This is a genomic window from Corynebacterium sp. S7 (genome assembly GCF_054401105.1).
Window position 1 is genome coordinate 2,488,970 of record NZ_CM136760.1, and the last position, 20,651, is coordinate 2,509,620.

Genomic DNA, 20,651 nt, shown 5'->3' on the forward strand with positions numbered 1-20,651 from the left:
TATCCTGGCGAATTTTCTCCAGCACTATTACTCAAATTAAGGAACAACATGCTCGTTCAATTCCGAGACGCGGCGGTGGATCCGCTGTGGTCTGGGCTTGATCTCACCGTAGAACCGGGCGAGTTCATCGCAGTTCTCGGCCCCAACGGTGTGGGTAAATCCACGCTTCTCTACACAATTATGGGAACGCGGGAACTGACATCGGGCACCGTCGAGGTTCCTGGACGCTACGGATATATCCCACAGCAGCGCATGTTTCAGGTCGATCTGCCAATGCGTGCCCGTGACTTGGTTTCGCTTTCGCTCGCACACGGTGTATTCAAACATCGCCACCCCAAGCGCAGCGAAGTAGATGCCTTGCTGGAAAGCGTCGGCGCCACCGGTATTGCCGACCGCCCCGTGGGTACGCTCTCAGGCGGCCAACAGCAGTTGGTACGCCAGGCACAGGCCTTCGCCAACGACCCTGAACTGATTCTTGCCGACGAGCCACTGCTCTCCCTCGACATCGCGAAACAGCAGGACATCGTTCAAAGGCTGGATAAGCGACGCCGTGAGCGCAACTCTGCCATCTTGTTTGTCACCCACGGCATCAACCCCATTATCAACGTCACCGATCGGGTGCTCTACATTGCCCCCAATGGCCACACCATTGGAACGATCTCCGAGGTGATGCGCTCTGATGTCCTTTCCGAGCTCTACAACACACACGTGGATGTCGTCGAAGTCGATGGCCGATTGGTAGTGGTGTAAATGCAAAAAATTATCGACGATACGACCTACCTACTCAGCGTCGACTTCGTTCAAACTGCCCTGATTGCCTCCGCATTCTTGGGCATCCTCAGCGGCGTAATGACCAGCCTGATCGTGCAAAGAAACATGTCATTTTCTGTGCACGCCACCTCGGAGCTCGCGCTGATGGGTGCCGCGGCCGCCCTGCTCTTCGGGCTCAACGTCGGATTCGGCGCCGTGATCGGCTCGATTGTGGCTGCCATTGTCTTGGCCCTGCTCGGTTTGAAAGGCCAGCAAGATTCCGCGATCGGCGTAGTCATGAGTTTCGGCATGGGCCTTTCAGTGCTCTTCCTCCACCTCTACCCCGGCAACTCGTCGACAGCTATGAGCCTTTTGACCGGCCAGGTCGTGGGCATGTCCACTAACTCGCTGGGGCTTCTCATTGCCACCACCGTGATCATCGTCGGCACGATCACTTTGTTCTGGCGCCCCATTTTGTTCGCGTCCGCAGACCCTGTGATGGCCCGAGCTTCGGGCGTGCCCGTGCGCGCTATTGCCGTGGGCTTTGCGGTACTCGTCGGCTTAGCGGCTGCCCAGTCAGTTCAAATCGTCGGCGCCCTTTTGGTCATGTCACTTCTGATCACCCCCGGCGCCGCCGCGATCCAAATCACGGCCAATCCCGTCAAGGCGGTGCTCTGGTCGACCATCTTTGCTGAGGTCGCCGCAGTCGGAGGCCTCATTCTCTCGCTGGCTCCTGGCGTGCCCGTCAGTGTGTTCGTTTCCTCAATTTCATTCGCCATTTACATCATCTGCCGCATCATCGGTGCACGTCTACGCCGTGGCGCCACGCGCGATGAAGTCCAAGCCGCAAAACGTCAAGAACCTGCCCCACATCACGACCACGACCACTAACATCAAATCAGTGAAAGTCCACCGCTCCTCCCTCGTACACGATCGCCGCGACCGCCTCTACATCACGATCACGCCGGACGAACTTCCAGAGTCACCCACACTCCTGTTGTTCCTGCACGGTTCGATGCAATCGTCCAACGTTGCTCGTAATTTCACGGGCCACACGTTTGAGGGCCTCGTCGATAAGCATGGCCTGATTTTGTGCTACCCGGACGGAGTCAACCACCATTTCAACGATGCCCGGCGCGACCTCACCGAGGACACACGGTGGATGCGCATCGACGATGTGGATTTCTTGCGGCAGCTCATCGCTTCGCTTCGCGACGAGTACCAGGTCTCCCGGGTGATCGCCGCAGGTTATAGCAATGGTGGCCAAATGGTCACGCGCCTGATGCACGATGCGCCTGGAACCGTGCAGGGCGGGGCGCTTTTTGCTGCACCTGTGCCGACGAAGAAGAACATGCTCTCCACCGCTGACGGCTGGATTCCGACCCCGATCGTGATGGTGCATGGCACTGCCGACCCGATGGTTCCCTACGACGGTGGGCAGGCTGGTTTCGAGGGTAATTCGCGCGGTGATGTGCGCAGCGCGAAGGATTCCTTGGAGTACTACGCGGCTCTGAACGGTTCGAGTGAGTTGGAGGAGCTGCGCCCCTTCGAGAATGTGATCGTGGATCGCTACACCGAGGGTGCCGCCACTGAGCTGTGGACGGTGGAGGGCATGGGGCACGTCGTACCCAGCAGCAAAAAGCTCGATTCCCGGGTGGGGCCAGGAACCGAGCACTTTACGGCCGGTGAGGTCGTGGAGGAATTCTTCGAGCTGTAGCTCTTTTCCCACATCCCCCGCTTCCCACATCCCCGCCTCCCACATCAACGGTTGAGGATTAATGAATGCCCAGGTCGCGTTTTGGTACTACCACTTCGCGACCTGGGCATTCGTTGATCTGTAACCATCAATCTGGGATGGCGGGGCAATCTGGGATCGGGGCGAGAGAAAAGCGGGCTACTTTCCCTCGAAGGCGGGCTTGCGCTTTTCAAGGAAGGCCGTTGCGCCCTCGACCTTGTCCGAAGTGGTGTACAGCACCGTTTGGGCCAGGCGCTCGAGAAGCAAGCCGGTGCGCTGGTCCGTCTCGGAGCCTGCGCGAACAACTAGTTTGGCCAACTGCACAGCCAACGGGCCGCGCCCGAGGATTGACTGGGCGCACTCGCGTGCTGCACCGATGAGTTCCTCAGCCGTTGTCACCGTGGTGACTAGGCCTGCGGTGAGTGCTTCATCTGCTGAAAGGGTACGGCCAGTAAGTACCATTTCCACAGCCCGGCCCCTGCCAGCAAGGCGCGACAGGCGCTGGGTGCCACCTGCACCGGGAAGAACTCCGAGGGCTGTTTCCGGCAAACCGAGCTTCGCTTTTTGCACCGCAATGCGGATATCGCAGCTCATGGCTAGTTCGAGTCCGCCGCCCAAAGCTACACCGTTAATCGCGGCGATTGTGGGTAAGGGGTAGTCCTCGATCTCGTCGAAAAGCTTTTGCATGTCTGCCTGCAACCCATACTTCAGGTCGTAGTTGGCTAGATCGGCGATGTCGGCACCGGCGACGAAGGCCTTCTCCCCGCTGCCGGTGAACACCACCGCGGAGACCTCGTCGGTGCTGCGCCACGCGTCCAAGGCTTGGCGCAATTCCGCGACGACCTGGTTGGACAGCGCGTTCATCTTCTTCGGGCGATTGATGGTGATAGTGCCGATGCCTTCAGTTGCCTCGAGGGTGATTGTCTCAAAGGTGGTCATTTACTTTGCTCCCTGTGGTGCGAATGCATCGAGTCCGGTGACCGCGCGGCCAACTGCCAGCTGGTGCATTTCTTCGGTGCCCTCGTAGGTGCGTACCGATTCGAGGTTTTCGGCGTGGCGCATTGGCGAGTAGTCCAAGGTGATGCCATTGCCACCGATGATGGTGCGCGCCTGCTGAGCGACCAGGAGAGCGGTGCGGGTGTTGTCGAGCTTGACCGCGGAGACCATCTCGGGGGTGGTGCCGGAGGTGTCCTTGATTCGTCCCAGGTGGTTGGCCATGACGTAGCCACGGTTGACGGCTACGGCCATCTCGGCAAGCTTGGCCTGGGTGAACTGAAAACTAGCCAGCGGATATCCGAACTGTTCGCGGTCGAGGGAGTACTCGCGGGCTGCGTTAAAAGAGTCGCGGGCGGCACCCATGACACCCCAGGTGATGGAGTAGCGGGCGTCGTTGAGACACGCGAAGGCACCACGCAGGCCAACCGCGGAATCCAGTGGGAGCATCGCTGTGTATGGCAGGCGGACGTTTTCCATGCTGATCTCGCCCTGAATAGAGGCTCGCATGGACAACTTAGGCTCGATCACAGAGGTTGAGAATCCCGGGGTGTCCGTCGGAACCACAAAGCCTCGCACGCCCTTGCCGTCCCCGATTTCTTCCGTTTGTGCCCAGATAATGGCTACATCCGCGATGGGTGCCATGCCAACCCAGCGCTTCGTGCCGTTGAGCACCCAGTCGCCGGAGGCATCTTGCTTCGCGGTGGTGAGCATCCGCGAGGGGTCGGAACCTGCGGTGGGCTCGGTCAGGCCGAAGCAACCGATGATCTCACCCTTGGACATTCCCGGCAACCACTCGGCGCACTGGTCCAAGGAGCCGTGTTTGCGAATGGCCGCCATGGCCAGCGAGCCCTGCACCGAGGCAACGGTGCGAATTCCGGAGTCGCCGGCCTCGAGTTCGGAGGCTGCCAGGCCATATTCCACTGCGGTTCGACCAGGGCACCCGTAGTCCTTGAGGTACATGCCCAGCACACCGAGCTTGCCCAGCTCACGCATCAGCTCACGAGGGTACTGGCCGTCGTTGTACCACTGGCCAATATTCGGCCGGATCTCCTTATCTACCCACTTGCGTACGGTGAGTGCGAAGTTCTTTTCCTCAGGCGTAAACAGCGAATCCAGCCCGGTCACATCCACCGGCCCCCACCAGGAGCCGCGCTTGGACTGCAGCTGCACAGGCCCGGTGACGGTACCCGGCGCGGACTTGATTACGTCGGTGTCCTCGCCGGCCTTGTTCTGCTCGGCGACCTCGGCCATCATCTCGCGCAGCTTAAACTTCTGCGCCTTGCCGGAAGGGGTACGTGGCAGTTCTTCGACAATCTGGAGGTACTCCGGCCAGTACGGCTTTGCAATGGATTTCTCACCCAGGAACTTCTGCATCGATTCCATGGTCAGCGGCTTCGCCGGATCCTTCGGCACGACCACAGCTGCGGCGATCTCCTGCAGGCGATCGTGCGGCATTGCCACGACTGCCACGTCCGCCACATCCGGGTGCTGCACCAGGGCATTTTCCACATCGGCGACTGGGATGTTCTCGCCACCGCGGATGATGATGTCCTTGCTACGACCAGAGAGGGTGACAAACCCGTCCTCGTCGATAGTTGCAATATCACCGGTGTTGAACCACTCGCCGTTCATCTCCTCGTGCGTCTTGTCCAGCTGCTTCAGGTAGCCGCGGAAGAGCAGCGGACCTGTGACCTCGAGGGTGCCCTCGGTATTTGGCTCCTGCGGCTCACCTCCCGAGTTCACAATGCGCGCACACATACCCGCCAGCGGGTAGCCATCGGTGGCCACACGCTTTTCCTTCGGATAGGACGGGTGACCCATGGTGGACATGCCACACTCGGTCATGCCCCAGCCACCAAACACACTCATCGTGGGCAGCTTCGCCTCGGCAGTGGTGACGAAGCTGCGCGGAATCGGCGCGCCCACACACACGAAGTGCTTCAGGCTGGACAGGTCGTAGTGCTCGAAGTTTTCCGCGTTGAGGAAGTCGTGCAAGAACGGCGCCGCACCGGTGGTGTGGTTCACGCCGTACTTTTCCGTCAGATAAAGGAAGTAGTCCACGTCCCACACATCCTGGAACACACCGGTTCCGCCGAGCACGATCGGCATACTCACGCCCCAGAGGAAACCGGTGAGGTGGCCAAACGTCGAGGCCATGTGGATCACCGCGTCGGAGTCCAGGCCGAGGTTGTCATCCCAGGGCGCGGCACCCGCGATCATGGAGTTGTGCACGTGCATTACGCCCTTCGGCTTGCCGGTCGTGCCCGAGGTGAACATGATCAGCGAGAGGTCGTTCGGATCAGGTCGCAGTGCGGCGAAGTCCGCAGGGTTCGCTTCACGACGAGCGCGTCCCCGCTCCATGAACGTTTCGAAGAAAGTGAAGTGTTTCCGGGGCTTATCGGACACCGGCCTGACAACGATGGTGTGTTTCAGGTCCGGGAGGTCGTCGCGAAGCCTATCGATCATGTCCATGTAGTTGAAGCGACGGAAGGTCTCTGCGATAAAGAGCACTGATACTTCCGCGTGCTTGGCCATGTAGCCGATCTGCTGGTCGCGGTAGATCGGGATCAGCGCGTTGGTGATCGCGCCGACGCGGATGGTGGCTAGGTGCAGGACAACCCATTCGTACCAGTTCGGGAGCTGGATACCGATTACATCGGCGGGTTGAACTCCCAGCTCCAGCAAGCCGTGAGCTGCGGCATCGACGTCGTCGGCCATTTCCTTGTATGTGTGGCGTCCGGCGCGCTCGACTGCTGCAAGCTTGTCTGGGGTGTTTGCTACTGCCTCGTCGAAATAGTCGATGAGTAGGCGGTTTTTCCAATGTCCTGCCTCGGTGAACTCCTTGATGTCGGAGTCCTTGAGCAGCATTTCGAAACTGGTAGGCATGATGTTTTCCTTTTGGCTGGCTGTGTGGGTAGTCGGCGCTTATTGCATGGTCAGGCCACCGGAGACAGACAGGGTCTGGCCAGTGATGTAGGAGGAGGATGGGGAGGCGAAGAAGGCAACGGCGTTAGCGATGTCTTCTGGCTGGCCCAGGCGACGCAGTGGGATGGCCTTTTCTAGGGCGGTGCGCAGCTTCGGGTTCTCCTCCGAGATGCCTGCGAACAGTGGAGTATCGGAAGGACCTGGGCAGACAACGTTGGCGCTGACTCCGTAGCGGGCGGCTTCGCGGGCAAACGTCTTGGTGAAGGCGATGATGCCGCCCTTTGCTGCCGAGTACACGCCCTCGCCGGAGGAGCCTGCGCGGCCAGCATCGGAGCTAATCGAGATCACGGTGCCGTGCTGCTGCTCGACCATAACTTTGCCCACCGCGTAGAAGCAGTTCAGTGGGCCGTAGAGGTTGATGTCGATGATCTTCTTCCACACGTCGCGGTCGAGCTCCAAGAACGGTGCAACCTTGTCCCAGCCTGCGTTGTTGACCAGCACGTCGATGCGACCAAACTTTTCCACGGTGGAAGCCACCAAGGCATCTACGGCGTCGCGGTCGGACACGTCGACGGCCAGACCAATGGAATTGTTGCCCAGCTCGTTTGCTGTTGTTTGTGCAGCCTCGCCGTTGAGGTCGGCAATGACAACGGTCGCGCCTTCCGCGACGAGTCGGGTGGCAATACCCTTGCCAATGCCCTGAGCTGCGCCGGTAACGATGATGATCTTGTTTTCGAGGTTGTTTTCAGACATGGTTGTCTCCTTTGAGTGGTTGAAGTGTCTTGCGGGTTCTTGCCGGTTCTTTAGGGCGCGAATTGGCGGCCGAGGTCATTGCGTGCGATGACCAACTTGGCAATCTGATCGGTACCATCTGCAATACGCAGGCCCATCACGTCGCGGAGGCGCTGCTCGTGTGGGTAGTCCTTGAGGTAGCCGTACTGGCCGTGGAGCATGAGGCAGGCGGTGATCACTTCCCAGGAAACCTTTGGTGCCCACCACTTGCTCATGGCTGCTTGCTTGGTATGTGGAAGGTCTTGGTCTTTCAGCCACAGCGTCTTGTGGCACACCATGCGCGCACCCTCGAGTTCGGTGGCTGCTTCCGAAAGTGGGAAGGCCACACCCTGGAACTTGCTCACCGGCTGGCCGAATGCTTCGCGGTGCGAGGTGTAGTCCAGTGTTTCGTCATAGGTTGCCTGTGCCGCGCCGATACCCTGAAGACCGATCAATGCGCGGGAAAAGTCGAAGCCCTGCATGACCTGAGTGAAGGCCTCGCCTTCCTTGCCCAGTAGGTTGCCGGCCGGGATCTCTACATTGTCGAATTCTACGAACCCACGGCCAACAGACAGCGTTCCCATGTCGTTGGCACCGGTCTTGGTGATCCCGTCGCGATCGAGCTCGACCAAGAAAGCGCTGATGCCGCGACCGGGGCGGTCTTCGGAAGTGCGAGCAAAGACAACTGTTGCACCGGCGTGCAGCGCGAAGGTCATGGACTTGGTTCCGTTGAGAATCCACGAGTCGCCCTGGCGTGTCGCAGTCATATCCGGGTTACCCGCATCGGAGCCTCCGCGTGGCTCGGACAAGCCGATGGCCACGATGTCCTCTCCACTGGTGATCTTCGGAACCCACTCCTTGGCCAGTTCTGGGCTGGCGTTGCGGGCAACGACCTGGCCTACCAAGGAGCCCACGAGCTGCACGTAGGAGACTCCGAGGTCGCCATATGCAACCGCCTCGATGAGCAAACCGGTGGTCAGAGCGCGCTCGCCCTGGCCGCCGAGTTCTTTGGGAAGTTCCCCGCCGATCAGGCCAAGGGAACCCATTTCACGGCGCAGTTCAGGATCAATAATGCGATCCTCCTCGCGCTTGCGGTAATCCGGCGCGATGTCCTTGGCAAAAGATTGGGCGCGCTCGAGGAGCTGCTGCTGCGCGCTATCGAGGGAGAAGTCCATTGTGTCTCTTTTCTTCAAATGTGGAGAACGTGAAGGATTGAACACGGATTCAGCAATGTTGAATGTCCGTTCAATGAGGACCAATGTATCCCACGCCACATATGACAACAATCACAATTTCAGATAGCGACGATTGGAATCACTTCTCAGTACATAGGTATTACAAATCGAACCATTGGGAGAAACAACAAAACCGGTGGTGAGCCCGCTACAAAAGTAACGGGCCACCACCGGTTAGTAGACCCTGTACAACGCCCCCACAGACGCACATCCCCGCCCCCCAAATCAATGGTTGAGGATTAACGAATGCCCAGGTCGCACAAATACGCTGTTAGGGGTGAATGCGCCGCCTAGTTGTTGTGTCAGTATCTCAATTAGGGTGTATCCGTACAGGACCTGTCGTGGTGTTTTATTGAGTTCGATTTGGAATCCCTGACAAATCCTGAAACGAAATTCGGGGTGACCTCGACTTTGACAATTCCTCAACCGCTAATCTGGCAGGTCGAGGTTTACAACCCTACTTCTCCTCGAAGGGCAATACTCGAACTGCAACGACCGGAGGTCTCAAACTCGAAAGAGGGTACGCCTCTGAATTTTGTTTGTTTCTGACGCTGGCTGCCCAGTGTGAAGAGGGGATCTACGGACGCTGGTTCTGGTTGGGCGAGTGAATCATTGGCCTCAGGCCCATGAGAGCAGCTGTGGACGAAGAGATTAACCAGCCATGCCACTCCATCGATCCGGAGGCGGTGTGAATGAGGATCGGCCATAATCCCGAATAAAACCTAGCACTCACCTTGATCGGAACCTTTAAGGACCGCATCAAGACGATACCCACACCAAATGCCATGTCAGTTTATGAAGGACCCTGAACCTGGGACGTGATTCATGGAGCTGCCAAACGACACGAAATTACCACGCTCGGATGCGTCCCTTCTAAAAACACCTGGAACTACCGTGCACAAGCAAAAGCCCCGACGAGCAAATCGTACTGGGTGGGATGGTAATTATCGGAGCACACCTGGGTGGAGAAGACAAGGCAGCTATGTCTTCGGTAGAGGCAACCATAGGAGACCTCCCACTTCGAGCTGTATCACCAGCGCTTACACGTTCCTGGAGAATTTCTGACGGCATTCCGGATAGAAGAAGGAATTCTGTCCAGCCGGCGAAAACCGGTCAGTTCAAGTTGAAAGAGCTGAGTTCGTGCTCGCAAATCGTCACTCGTTCCTATTCTTTGAGCAACTTCGGGGCAGAACCGAAGGCCATGTCGCGCGTCCGGTCTTCGCCCAAATAGTCTCTCCAGACGCGTTTTTTAAGCGACTCAATCAGTTCTGTGAATCTAGTGCACGTCCTAAAATCCCTGGCAGCCCGCCGAGCTGCCGGTAGGATGAGTTTCTAACCATCGTCGCAGCGCGTGGACGTTTCCGGCGATAGCGGCCAGTTAAACGCCTGTGGGGAGATACTCCCTGCAAGATCTGTCACGGCCGATTATTAAATTCAACTTCGACTCCGTCCAGACGCCTCTGAAAGTACACGGATAAGTCAGTTCGTATCGAAGAACGCAGCCACGCCAGCCCCTTGGTGTTTTCGTTGTTTCCTCACTGCCACGGCGAACGAGGATTGCAAAAATACACCGACATCGTCACCCGCCTCGCATATCCTTGAGCCGGGCCATGACCTACCCCTAGTCCCAGGTCAACGACTTACTCATGCCCGCAGGGGCAGAGTCAAAGGCTGATGCTACCCTCGCGGTCACCGCGTCAAAGCTTCGGAACTCGATGTATTGCCGGTCGCTCCCAGGGAAAGCAAAGGTTGTTAGTGCAAAGTCGGGTGGGTTACCGAGTAAGTCAACATGCGTGGTTTAAGAGGATTGTCTGACTTTGATCATTCCAGGGCACTTCTTCCCTCCCCAACATTGCAACCACACCTCGGCCCTAAGGAAACCCTGATCCTACCCGAGCGTCACTTTAAAGCACCACTCGGTGCCATTTATTACGAAACACGCTTTTACGAAAAGAGATTACCAGTCATTGGTGTTGTACTGGGAGCTACCAGGGGGTGATCAACCACCTTTCTTAATTTGCTGAACCTACGAACGGAGGTAAACTTGACCGAGTAAATACTTGAAAATAGAGTTGTTTAGGCTGGTAATATGACTTCTCGCGAAATCGGACAGATTGAGGTTGAACTCTTAAAGGGCGGCGAAACCTGGCAAGTCTGGAACTTGACTTAATGGCCACCATTCCGACAGTGGAGATATGGGGTATATCCAGAAAAATGCCGAAGAATTCGAGGCCAATCCGCGTGGAGATGTTCCTCGAAGCCGCTGAAAGTGCCAGTCATTAGAGGCTGCGGTTGGATTGCTTCGAGCTGTCTACTAGCTTCTGATGTAAGCCCCAATTCCAGTCACTATAAATAGCTGGTGTCGTTTTTGGAAACCTGGCAGTCATAGACGAACAAAAGGGTCAAAGCCAATCGCCATATTAGTTAAAGATGCAAGCAGAACCTTCATCGACGAACTTAAAGAGATCTATAAACAGCATCAGATGAGCTGACCCATGCTCTAGTTGCCCTTATTCAAAAAAAGAAAATATGAGCACAGGTCAAATACCACCTCCCCGACACCCCGCCGAAGTTGCCAATAATGACCATTTGAGGTCGCAGTTTATGCGGCAACTCATTATTCGTTCGAGCATGAAGCTTTCAGCGCCCTCCTTCAACTCAACCACTCCACCTGTACTCGTGCAGTTCTGGGATGATTCCAGCTCGATACCGAAAGATGTGCAGGCCTGTTTGGAATCTTGGGCACCACTCGAAGACGCGGGCTTTACGCGTATTCTGTTTGACGACCAATCAGCACGACGCTTTATCACTGCGCATTTTGGGCCTCGGCACGTGTCCGCCTTTGAAGCTTGTGCCCACCCAGCAATGCGTGCTGACTACTTTCGCCTCTGTTTTATGCGACAACATGGCGGGATGTATGTTGACGCTGATGACGAATACCTGGGAGTAAGTTTGGAGCCGCTCATCAAGGACGGTCGGTTACGGTTGCAAGCACTTTGTTATGATGTTCGCTCCGATTCGATGAGCGATCCTTCTCTGGCTTTCGAGAGCGACGAGAGTGACGAACAGATATTTTATGTCAATAATAATCCGCTTATCGCCAGTTCGAATCACCCTGTGATCACAATTGCTCTGGAGCGTGCCACCGAGTCATTGAACGGTTGCATTGACTCGAATCGGGATATCCAGTCGCTTACTGGGCCCGGCAACCTGACTGCCTCTCTCGTTCAATACGCCGCAGAGTTAGATCTAGCGGATAAAGAGCATGACTTTGAGATATTAACTTCCTGGGATGAGGTAGCGGTGAGTAAATGGCCACTGGATTATCGCAAGGATGGACGTAATTGGAGAATATGGGCTCAAGGTGAGGCTGTCCCCAATCAAGAGAAACCGGCAAACTCATGAACAAGCTTGAATTTGCCGACTTTAAGAAGTCGCTGCTTCATCACCTGCGATTGCGCCTCAGGAGGCTCGATTGGAGGAGGAAAGCAGCGGTGTTTTCTCGCGATGGTGAAAGAGACTCGCTGCAGCGTATCTACGTGATCAATCTCGACCGGCGCCCCGACAGGTGGCAAAGAGTATGCGACGAGCTAGACCGCTTCTCCGATCGGCACGGTGCGCGCCTGTCGACGCTTACGCGTAGGTTCTCTGCTATAGATGCACGATACATGGATGAAGCTCCCGACCCCGAAGTGCTTATCCCGAAGTACACTCTGGCTGACCAGCTGACTGTCGACCCGAATCCGCTCCTGCGCATCGACACCGAAAACCGAGCACGCGAGATTCAAATGACCCCACAGGAAATCGCGATCGCGCTCTCCCACGTCGATGTCTGGAAGCTCATTGCCGACGGTGACACACCTAGTGCACTTGTCCTCGAAGACGATGTGTACATGGAATTTGGGTTCGCTGGCGAATTTGCACGAACTTGGCAGTCGTTAGACCGCGAGCAGGAGGGACAAGGCTTTGACCTGCTCTACCTAGCGTTTGAGGAGGTCGGCGAAATCCCCCGAGTCGAACCTGGAAAGAGCCTAAGACGATTGGACGGCCCTGGTATCTGGGAAGCTTCCGGTTACATTCTCACCCGTGAGGGGGCAAACAAGCTACTCGATCAGCTCCCTGTCTTCGGCCCGATTGACCTTTGGTTGAATTTCCAGTTCAAGCGGCTGAACGCGTTCACTTCTGCGAAACCGATCATTGCCCAGCGAATAGACGAACCGTCGACGAATTCCTATTCCGTACTCCCAGTACTCTCGCAGGTTGGAGTGATCACACGTGAGAAACCGCTGTTGCCAACATCCAAGCACTTGCCCGGTCCAGTTGTAGCTGTCGGTAATCCCGGTTCAGGGCTGACAGCCCTCGCCACTGCGCTCTCGATGATCGGGTATACCTGTCTGAGCGATATCGACCGGATGCCTACTGCTGAAGAAGAAGCCCTTAACGCGGGGCGACGCTCCTGCACCTTCAACGCCTACGTGAACGTTGGTTCGCACGAAGCCGAGACACTAGCACAGATTGCCTCGGCTAATCCCAGCGCACTCTTTATTTCGACATCCCTAAGTACTTCACTACCTGGAATTGATCCACGTCGCATCCTTCGGCTCGCTCCCAAAGTGAAAGATAAATGGGAAGCGTTGACGGAGTTCCTTAAAGTGGAATACCCCGCACTTCCCTACCCGGTTACGTCGGATATCGAGATGCGGTCACTGGACGAATCAGTGAGCACACTAAGAGCTCGCCGAGCTATAGATTTAGTTGCCGACAGCGGACCTTGGATCCTGTCAGGAAAACCCGCCTCGCAGCACGGCATCAGGGTGAAGCCAACCAACATCAAGCAGACAGACATGCCACCCGTCAACTGGGTTGCAGGAAAACCTTTCGACAAGCAATTGTGGGCCCTACGCTCCGACACCTTTCCTAGTAATCTCGCGATGTTTTCCCCTGATAATGTTACTGTGATCGACGACGAGACTCTTCTGACTTTGAGACAAGAGCAAACGCCCGTGCGCGAATTCACCTCTGGGGCAATCGCCAGCGTCGCTTCCTACCGGTATGGGCGCTTTCGCGCTTCGCTTCGCCCATCGGGGGTCCAAGGGCTCGTTACGGGCATGTTCCTACACCGCAATGGGCCGCACCAAGAGATTGATATCGAGTTCCTCGGCGAAGACACGACTAAGATGCTCATTAACGTCTTCTATAACCCTGGGCCCGCGGGAACCAAACTCGAGTATGGCTATAGGGGCACGCCCACGCTCATTGACCTTGGTTTTGATGCCGCCGAGGATTTCCACGATTACGAAATCAACTGGCAACCAGGCATTATCCAGTGGAGTGTCGATGGAGAAGTGATTTACGAGCGGACCATCTGGAATCCAACTCCGATTCCTGACCAGTCGCTTCAATTTAATTTCAACCTCTGGCATTCCCGTTCCAAAGAACTGGCAGGCCGATTGAACGTAGCTAGTCTTCCCGCTACGGCGAGCATTCGGTCCATCGAGATCCAAGGCGTTCGACAGAACGATACCAGTAAGTCGATGAGAATGGGAATTTAGTCAACTTTAAACCCCGGGGTGAGACCTTTAATGGGACTCCGTGTAATAGGAGATGAGTGACGGGGGTCCTTTTAGATTTTCAGGCATTGGTTCTTACCCGCTCTGCGAACTTGCCTGTATTCGATGATGTGGACGCAAAACAGATGAATTCATGCTTCTGAAGTCAGTGAGAGGGTCGTTTCGTCCGCAAACTCAATTGAAATTACGTTCTCCCTCCCAACCCATGCAGTAAGTGTGGCGAGAGCGTTCTCATCAAGCTTTTGTACGAACAACAGGGATAAGTTATGTTTGGCCCGCGAAGCAGCGACATAAAATAAGTTGCGTGACCTCTCGAAGCTAGTCCGCTCCCTTTCGTCCAGATCGTCTCGTCTGGGATAGTTCGACAGCATCTTTGAAAAGTCATACCTGCTCCATCCCCGCCCGAGGACAACGATCACGTCATCGAACTCGGCACCCTTGACCGCATGCTTTGTTGAGAATACTGTGCTGTCCGACAGGTATTCGTTGAGAGCTCGTATTTCGGTGTATGCGACTGCACGAAGCTTCTGGTGCTCGACCAATCTCCGGGGTGTTTTGAGCTCTTCACCTGGGCTAAGGGTTTCGAGTGCCTCTCTTAACTCCTGCTCTCTTTTTCCTACACGGGTGGGCAGCGCAAAAAGTGACTGCTTGACGAGCAGGTCGAGCATATCACCGACCGTGCCATTCTCGCTGGTCGAGATGAGCTGATGGAAGAAGTCGTTCCAGCGCACCTTGTCGCGAGGTGACCCTAAGATAGGCCGCCGGCCTCCGAGTACGTCGAAGAGATCGCCGAAACGGTGTCGTTCGAAAGACCCCAATGCAGGCTCGATGGTGTCGATCAAGTACTCAATCACTGGGTCTTCCTTACGAATAAATGCATCGTTGCGCTCAAAGACCGTAGGCAACGTGGAATAACCGAGCTCGTTTGCGATCGTGGTGTGAGTCAGCATGAGAATCTTCAGGGTATCCGCGCCATGAGAATGTTCTCCGATCGACGTCACTGGATTCAGCCATGACAAGCATGCTCGTGTGGCTTCGTGAGAAATCTGACCTTTCCAGTGTCCTGCAAGACGAGTTCCGGGCCACTCGTTAGTGTGATAGACAGTGACGCTACCATTCGTGGCATCCGATGTCGGTTTTTGAGCAAGCTCCGGACGCAAGTGGTTAAGGAAACTGACGATGGAACGGTCTGAGCGGAAGTTGGCATTTTTTGGAATCGCTGTGAGCGTAGGGTGGTCGATAGACCCGCAGGTGCGGTCGTAGATCTGTTGCCAGTGGTCTCCGAAAAATCCGATTACGGGACTCCGGTGGTTGGTGCCTTCTCCCGACAACATTGCTTCCGCCAATCCGGCGGGTGTGTCCTGATACTCATCGATGAAGATAATAGGGAAGCGGTCGGTAATCAACGTCCGAAATTTAGAGTTGCCGAAAAGCTCGATCGCGAAGGTGGGAATGTCCTCGTGGTGCAGGGTAATTTTTTCCTCGTTGATGCTGCGAAAACCCAATTCGTAATCAATGGGCAACTCATTGATCTCTTGCCCCTCTTCCAGGATTTTTGCCCAGGCTTCAGACTGGAGCAGCGAGGCTTGGAGGGATTTCTGAAAGGGACGGATCATCTCCCAAAGGAATCCGTGCAGTGTATCTGCGAATATGAAAGGGCTTTCGTCAGTGCGTGCGATAATCTCGTCTCGCGCAACTTTCGTAAAAGTAAGGCATGCAATGCGTTGATCCCCACGGGGCAGGTAGGTGCTTCGCCGCGCCAGTATGTGTTTAAGTGCTTGGATAAGTGAATATGTCTTTCCAGCTCCGGCTCCAGCTTCCAATTTGAAGTTGCGCCTCTCCTCCAGTGAGTAGAACACCGCAGCTAGCGCCTCTTTGCCAGCTTGCTCTGCCGTGTTAACAGCGTGACCTTTTGGAGTGCTCACTTGACGACTGCCTCGGTAATCTCGGTACTAGCGATGTCACTATCTGGAGTAGCTGGATAAGCACGCAGCCAAGTGAGCCCACGTCGAATATATCGTGGGGTCTGCCATTCTGTTCTTTCAATCGCGAAGCACAGGGCGAAGGTGCTCTTCTTCTGTTTTTGGGCCAGATCGCGGGCCGCATTTTCGTCCTCGGCCATTTCTCCGGTTAGCGTGAGGCCAAATAATTCAGGGTTGGCGAGTATAAATGCGTCTTCGAAAGTCCTTCCACACGCTTGTTGACCTTGTTCTGGAACTTGGTAGGCAAGATACCGTCCTTGCCTGATAATCGCTTGTGTTTCAGCAGCCTTCAGCAGCTCAGGGGGAGCCAGGTGACTGTCCGAGAACCACTGCTTGATTGTTGCATTGCTCGTTCCATCTCCTTCGTGAACACTCGTAGCTGCACTTCGTGTTTCCACATTCTGCTTGCTGACGGTGTCGATATCGGTAATGATGAGGGCAGGGATCCCTAGGAAGTCAAGGAGAGGGAAGAACTTGTGGGCATAGGCCCCACCCACTTCCATCAGAGTAACGTACTGATTCGTGAGAGTTGGTGCGATCTTCTTGATTGCTGTGGGGACGATAAGACGCTCGCTGGTCCCTTCGACCAAGATTGCCTTGTCGGCGAAGAACAGATCGGATCGGGTGAGTGTCAAATACTGGTGTAGGAAATTTTCATCGAGTTCTGGGGCACAGCTCAGGTCAAGAATCTCGGCCTGTTTTACTTCCTGACCTTCGCCCGCTGTCACCACACGGAAATAGCGGATCGAGGAAAAATTTGCTCGATTTGCGATGTGTGACGAGTGCGTCGAAACGACGAACTGCGGTGCCCACAGATGGTCTCGTCCGTCCAGCGTCGGGAAAAGTTCGGCAACGCCTGCAAGCTGTTCGATGAACACTTCCTGCATCTGTGGGTGAAGATGCGCTTCTGGTTCTTCGACGAAGATCAGGTGCAGACTTGGTGTGGTGTCCCTCGTTGCGTATTCGCGGTAGTAGCCCAGCAGGGTGAAGAGCATCAGAATGAGGTTGCGCGACCCTAAGCCGCTATATGACTCAGGGAGGGACACCCCCGCCACGCTTCGGTATCGGATACTGGTGTAGTTTGCCAGTAGCCTCGTCATGTCCAATGTGGTCACTGCTTCCATTTGCGGATTATTTAAACCCGGGTAACCGAAGCTCTCCAATGCCGGGACGAGGTTTGTCATCATGGAGCTGACCTTGTCGCCTAGGTCGCGTTCTATGTCTGCGACGGCGTCAATGAGTTCATCAGCGATTGCCTTCTGTTTCGTGTCGTCGCTTGCCTTCATCGCGGCTTCAAATAGTGTTTGGAAGACCTTTCCGATGAGGTCCTTCGGGCGTTCCTTCTCATCGTCGAGCCCTCGCTGTGCCTTGAGAAAGTTCACAGTAACCAGGCTGCGAACAGCTTCTATAGTTAGGTCTCTGGTATTTGAGGAATCTTGGGGGTCGATTGCGGTGATTGTCCTGCCGAACAGGCTGGGGATCCGCGTGGCCAGTACTTGCAAAAAAGCCTCGATGCCTGAAGTAATTTCCGCACCAGTATCAACACCCAGATCCTCAAATAGATCGTCGAGACGACCTCCCTGCAGTGAGTACGCGAACCTCACAATTGCTTCGGTGCATTCCGGATCGAGGTCAACGATTGCAGCAGCTAAGGGTCCATATTGAAATAAATCGGCACCGTACGTGATCTTGAGCGTGAGCGTAATTTCGGGAAGCGCTTTGCGCGCGTCTGCTTTCTTACCCCCGTGGTAATGCTGCGCTGCCTGGTAGAACTGCCGATAAGTTTCCGTAGAGAAATCTGCGAGATCGAACTTGGGAGCCTGGGTATCGAGAAAATATGTCAAGGCTTCGGCCAGCGTTGTTTTACCGGAGTTGTTGCGCCCGACTAACACCGTTGTTTCGCTGGCCAAATCAACCTTGACCTCACGTAATAAACGGAAATTACACACTTCGATACTGGATACACACAGGTGATATTGCGGGCGACCGTTTTCGGTCTGATTTTGCTTAGCCGCATCGTGCTGAGTCATTCGCGGTCCTTTCATGAGAGGACCGCCGTCTAGCGTTCCTGCGGATTTAATTAGAGAACCAACTTCAAAAATAACGTTGACACTGTGTCAAGCATCAGCATCGAACGCGATCCTGGTTGGACAGAAAGCTCACAACAGAGCCACTCAAAGTACGAGAGCCTTCTAAGAATCGAACTTCTCACTTCGCGGCCTGAGCCTACACCGAGCTCCAACCATTAGTCTGGCGAAGCGATCTTCGGCAGGGCCGGGCAGGACAGAAACCCTAGCTCTCCAAGCGACGCTGGCGCGCAAATTCGCTCAGCACAACACCCGCAGCAACAGAGGCGTTGAGCGACTCGACCCAGCTCTCCATTGGCACGCTCATGATCACGTCACAGTTCTCGCGGACAAGCCGAGAAATGCCCTTGCCCTCTGAACCAACCACGATAACCACGTTGTCCGTGCCGCCGTCGTAGGTATCCAGGGTGTGCTCGCCACCGGCATCTAGGCCGACTACCTGGTAGCCATTCTTCTGGAACTCTTTGACCGTACGCGTCATGTTCGTCTCACGCGCAACCGGCAAACGCGCCGCGGTACCCGCAGAGGTACGCCAAGCCACACCGGTGACCTGCGCCGAGCGACGCTCCGGAATGATCACGCCGTGGCCACCAAAGGCCGCGGTGGAGCGAATCACAGCACCCAGGTTGCGCGGGTCAGTGATGTTATCCAGCAGCACAAACATGCCCTTCTCGCCGCGCTCGCTCACACCGGCAATCAGGTCAAACACGTTGGAGTACTTGTACGGCTGGATCTGCAGACCAATGCCCTGGTGCATGGAGTTGCCCACCATGCGATCGAGCTCGTGGCGCTGGACCTCACGAATCGGGATGTTCCGGGAATGAGCAATGGCCACGGCTTCGGAGAGGCGATCGTCGTTACCCGTGCCCTGCGCCACAATCAACTGCTCAGCCGGAACGTGGGCGTGCAAGCACTCGATGACAGGGTTGCGGCCAACAACCAAGTCCGGCTCGTCGCGCTCATGGCGGCCCTGATCCTTGCGGTCGCGGTACTGCTTCGCCTTGTATTTCGCGTGGTAGACGCGCTCGTCGGCCTTCGGGGTCGGGCCCTTGCCCGCAAGACCTCGACGACGATTACCGCCGGAGCCCTTGGTAGCACCCTTTTTGTTTACCTTGCGCTTGTCGGGGCGCTCGTATGGTTTAGCCATGTTCTATTATCCTGCCCTAATTCTTCGCTAGTTCTTCAGCGACCACTGCGGGCCGTCGGCGGTATCGGTCACGTCAATCCCGGCATCTTCCAACCGATCGCGGACTGCGTCGGCGGTTGTCCAATCCTTCTCAGCGCGCGCGGTGGCGCGACGGTCCAGCTCGGACTGTACAAGTACGTCTAAAGCGTGATTCGCATTTTCGCTTGTCGACGATACACTCGCCCACTGCTCATCCTGCGGATCAACCCCCAAAACCCCGGCCATGGCGCGCACCTGGCCAGCCAGCTCCTGCGCGCGAGCAAGGTTGTTCTCGGAGAGTGCCTTGTTTCCTTCGCGCACTGCAGTGTGGATCTCGGCGAGGCCACGAGGGACGCCAAAATCGTCATTAAGAGCTACCTCGAAGGCATCTGTCCAGGTAGTGGGCTCAACCTCGCCGACACGAGCGAGGAATTCCTCGATGCGGCGATAGCCTGCTGCTGCCTCTTGGAGTGCCTCCGGGGAGTACTCCAACACGCTGCGGTAATGCGCGGAGCCTAGGTAGTAGCGCAGCTCCACGGGGCGGACCATTTCCAACATGTTCGGCACCGAGAGCACGTTGCCCAAGGACTTGGACATCTTCTCGCCGGCCATGGTGACCCAGTGGTTGTGCATCCAGTAATTAGCAAACCCATCGCCCACGGCGTGGGATTGTGCTTGCTCATTTTCGTGGTGCGGGAACTGCAAGTCCAGGCCACCGCCGTGAATGTCGAAGGTTTCACCCAAATACCAGGTGGACATGGCCGAGCACTCGAGGTGCCAGCCCGGGCGACCGTCGCCCCACGGGGTTGGCCAGGAAGGCTCCCCCGGCTTGGCGGCCTTCCACAGCGCGAAATCCAGCGGACCACGCTTGCCCACGGTGTCGGTCTCTCCCTGCTCCATCTCCTCTGGGCGGTTACCCGACAAACTGCCGTAGTCCGAGCCCTCGGCCATGACCCACGCGTTAACGTCGAAATACACCGAGCCCTCTGCCGCATAAGCGAAGCCATTATCCATAAGGCGCTGCATATAATCGACCATCTGAGTCACATGCCCCGTTGCGCGTGGCTCCACCGATGGCGGCAGCACGCCGAGGGTGTCATAGGCCTTGGTAAATTCGCGCTCGTAGGTGGAAACCCACTCCCACCAGGGCCGACCATGCTCGGCGGCCTTGTTTAAAATCTTATCGTCGATATCCGTAACGTTGCGCACGAACGCCACGTCATTGCCCTGGGCGATGAACCAGCGGCGCACAATATCGAAGGCGACGCCCGAGCGGACATGCCCAATGTGTGGCTGCGCCTGAGGGGTCGCACCACACAGGTAGATCGAAACATGTCCGGGGCGAACCGGTTCGAAGTCTCGCAGAGTGCGGGTTCCTGTGTCGAAGATGCGTTGAGTCACGCATCCTAGTTTAGACCACGCACCAGACACTCCG

General features: G+C 56.2%; 13 protein-coding genes. 5 read left to right on the top strand and 8 right to left on the bottom strand.

The genetic code is table 11. The annotated features are described in order from the left end of the window. Positions 1–48: 48 nt before the first annotated feature. The 3 genes from ACXZ66_RS11850 to ACXZ66_RS11860 are packed head-to-tail and all read left to right on the top strand — an operon-like array spanning position 49 to position 2,467. Positions 49–750 carry a metal ABC transporter ATP-binding protein gene (locus ACXZ66_RS11850; protein WP_458748979.1) on the top strand — a complete coding sequence of 234 codons (702 nt, stop codon included), beginning with the start codon at positions 49–51 and terminating at the stop codon, positions 748–750. Beyond that, the gene (locus ACXZ66_RS11855; protein WP_458748980.1) at positions 751–1,641 is read left to right on the top strand and encodes a metal ABC transporter permease; all 891 of its coding nucleotides are present in this window, start codon (positions 751–753) and stop codon (positions 1,639–1,641) included. Positions 1,642–1,651: 10 nt separating this feature from the next. Next, positions 1,652–2,467: a CE1 family esterase gene (locus ACXZ66_RS11860; RefSeq protein ID WP_458748982.1), complete on the top strand. Its 816-nt coding sequence runs from the start codon at positions 1,652–1,654 to the stop codon at positions 2,465–2,467. A 177-nt stretch (positions 2,468–2,644) separates the two neighbouring features. Here the strand turns inward: ACXZ66_RS11860 and ACXZ66_RS11865 are convergent, their stop codons facing one another. The 4 genes from ACXZ66_RS11865 to ACXZ66_RS11880 are packed head-to-tail and all read right to left on the bottom strand — an operon-like array spanning position 2,645 to position 8,352. After that, on the bottom strand, positions 2,645–3,424 hold the full coding sequence (locus tag ACXZ66_RS11865; protein ID WP_458748983.1) for an enoyl-CoA hydratase/isomerase family protein: 780 nt from the start codon (positions 3,422–3,424) through the stop codon (positions 2,645–2,647). After that, positions 3,425–6,367 (bottom strand): AMP-binding protein, encoded by a 2,943-nt coding sequence (locus ACXZ66_RS11870; protein WP_458748985.1) that lies wholly within the window; start codon positions 6,365–6,367, stop codon positions 3,425–3,427. 39 nt (positions 6,368–6,406) lie between these two features. Continuing rightward, positions 6,407–7,159 (bottom strand): SDR family NAD(P)-dependent oxidoreductase, encoded by a 753-nt coding sequence (locus ACXZ66_RS11875; protein ID WP_458748987.1) that lies wholly within the window; start codon positions 7,157–7,159, stop codon positions 6,407–6,409. A 50-nt stretch (positions 7,160–7,209) separates the two neighbouring features. Further along, a complete protein-coding gene (locus ACXZ66_RS11880) occupies positions 7,210–8,352 on the bottom strand; it encodes an acyl-CoA dehydrogenase family protein (protein ID WP_458748989.1) in 1,143 nt (380 codons plus the stop codon). A gap of 2,664 nt (positions 8,353–11,016) precedes the next feature. Here ACXZ66_RS11880 and ACXZ66_RS11885 point away from each other — a divergent pair. Continuing rightward, a complete protein-coding gene (locus tag ACXZ66_RS11885; RefSeq protein WP_458748990.1) occupies positions 11,017–11,817 on the top strand; it encodes a glycosyltransferase family 32 protein in 801 nt (266 codons plus the stop codon). Further along, positions 11,814–13,964, top strand: coding sequence for a family 16 glycosylhydrolase (locus tag ACXZ66_RS11890; protein ID WP_458748992.1), 2,151 nt, complete (start codon positions 11,814–11,816; stop codon positions 13,962–13,964). Before ACXZ66_RS11885 ends, ACXZ66_RS11890 begins: the two co-directional genes overlap by 4 nt. 149 nt (positions 13,965–14,113) lie before the next feature. Here the strand turns inward: ACXZ66_RS11890 and ACXZ66_RS11895 are convergent, their stop codons facing one another. From ACXZ66_RS11895 to cysS, 4 genes are all read right to left on the bottom strand, one after another. Beyond that, entirely contained in the window at positions 14,114–15,907 is a 1,794-nt protein-coding gene (locus ACXZ66_RS11895) for a UvrD-helicase domain-containing protein (protein WP_458748994.1), read from the bottom strand. Further along, positions 15,904–17,994: an ATP-dependent nuclease gene (locus ACXZ66_RS11900; RefSeq protein WP_458748996.1), complete on the bottom strand. Its 2,091-nt coding sequence runs from the start codon at positions 17,992–17,994 to the stop codon at positions 15,904–15,906. Before ACXZ66_RS11900 ends, ACXZ66_RS11895 begins: the two co-directional genes overlap by 4 nt. Before the next feature lie 262 nt (positions 17,995–18,256). Then, positions 18,257–19,198 (bottom strand): 23S rRNA (guanosine(2251)-2'-O)-methyltransferase RlmB, encoded by a 942-nt coding sequence (rlmB, locus tag ACXZ66_RS11905; protein ID WP_458748998.1) that lies wholly within the window; start codon positions 19,196–19,198, stop codon positions 18,257–18,259. Positions 19,199–19,225: 27 nt separating this feature from the next. Further along, positions 19,226–20,617 carry a cysteine--tRNA ligase gene (gene cysS / locus ACXZ66_RS11910; protein ID WP_458749000.1) on the bottom strand — a complete coding sequence of 464 codons (1,392 nt, stop codon included), beginning with the start codon at positions 20,615–20,617 and terminating at the stop codon, positions 19,226–19,228. Positions 20,618–20,651 lie beyond the last annotated feature (34 nt).

What these genes read in the sequence shown, in the direction of transcription:
- ACXZ66_RS11880 (WP_458748989.1), bottom strand. Translation starts at nt 8,352, where the DNA reads ATGGACTTCTCCCTCGATAGCGCGCAGCAGCAGCTCCTCGAGCGCGCC.
- ACXZ66_RS11900 (WP_458748996.1), bottom strand. Translation starts at nt 17,994, where the DNA reads ATGACTCAGCACGATGCGGCTAAGCAAAATCAGACCGAAAACGGTCGC.
- ACXZ66_RS11870 (WP_458748985.1), bottom strand. Translation starts at nt 6,367, where the DNA reads ATGCCTACCAGTTTCGAAATGCTGCTCAAGGACTCCGACATCAAGGAG.
- ACXZ66_RS11855 (WP_458748980.1), top strand. Translation starts at nt 751, where the DNA reads ATGCAAAAAATTATCGACGATACGACCTACCTACTCAGCGTCGACTTC.
- rlmB (WP_458748998.1), bottom strand. Translation starts at nt 19,198, where the DNA reads ATGGCTAAACCATACGAGCGCCCCGACAAGCGCAAGGTAAACAAAAAG.
- ACXZ66_RS11875 (WP_458748987.1), bottom strand. Translation starts at nt 7,159, where the DNA reads ATGTCTGAAAACAACCTCGAAAACAAGATCATCATCGTTACCGGCGCA.
- ACXZ66_RS11865 (WP_458748983.1), bottom strand. Translation starts at nt 3,424, where the DNA reads ATGACCACCTTTGAGACAATCACCCTCGAGGCAACTGAAGGCATCGGC.
- ACXZ66_RS11850 (WP_458748979.1), top strand. Translation starts at nt 49, where the DNA reads ATGCTCGTTCAATTCCGAGACGCGGCGGTGGATCCGCTGTGGTCTGGG.
- ACXZ66_RS11885 (WP_458748990.1), top strand. Translation starts at nt 11,017, where the DNA reads ATGCGGCAACTCATTATTCGTTCGAGCATGAAGCTTTCAGCGCCCTCC.
- ACXZ66_RS11890 (WP_458748992.1), top strand. Translation starts at nt 11,814, where the DNA reads ATGAACAAGCTTGAATTTGCCGACTTTAAGAAGTCGCTGCTTCATCAC.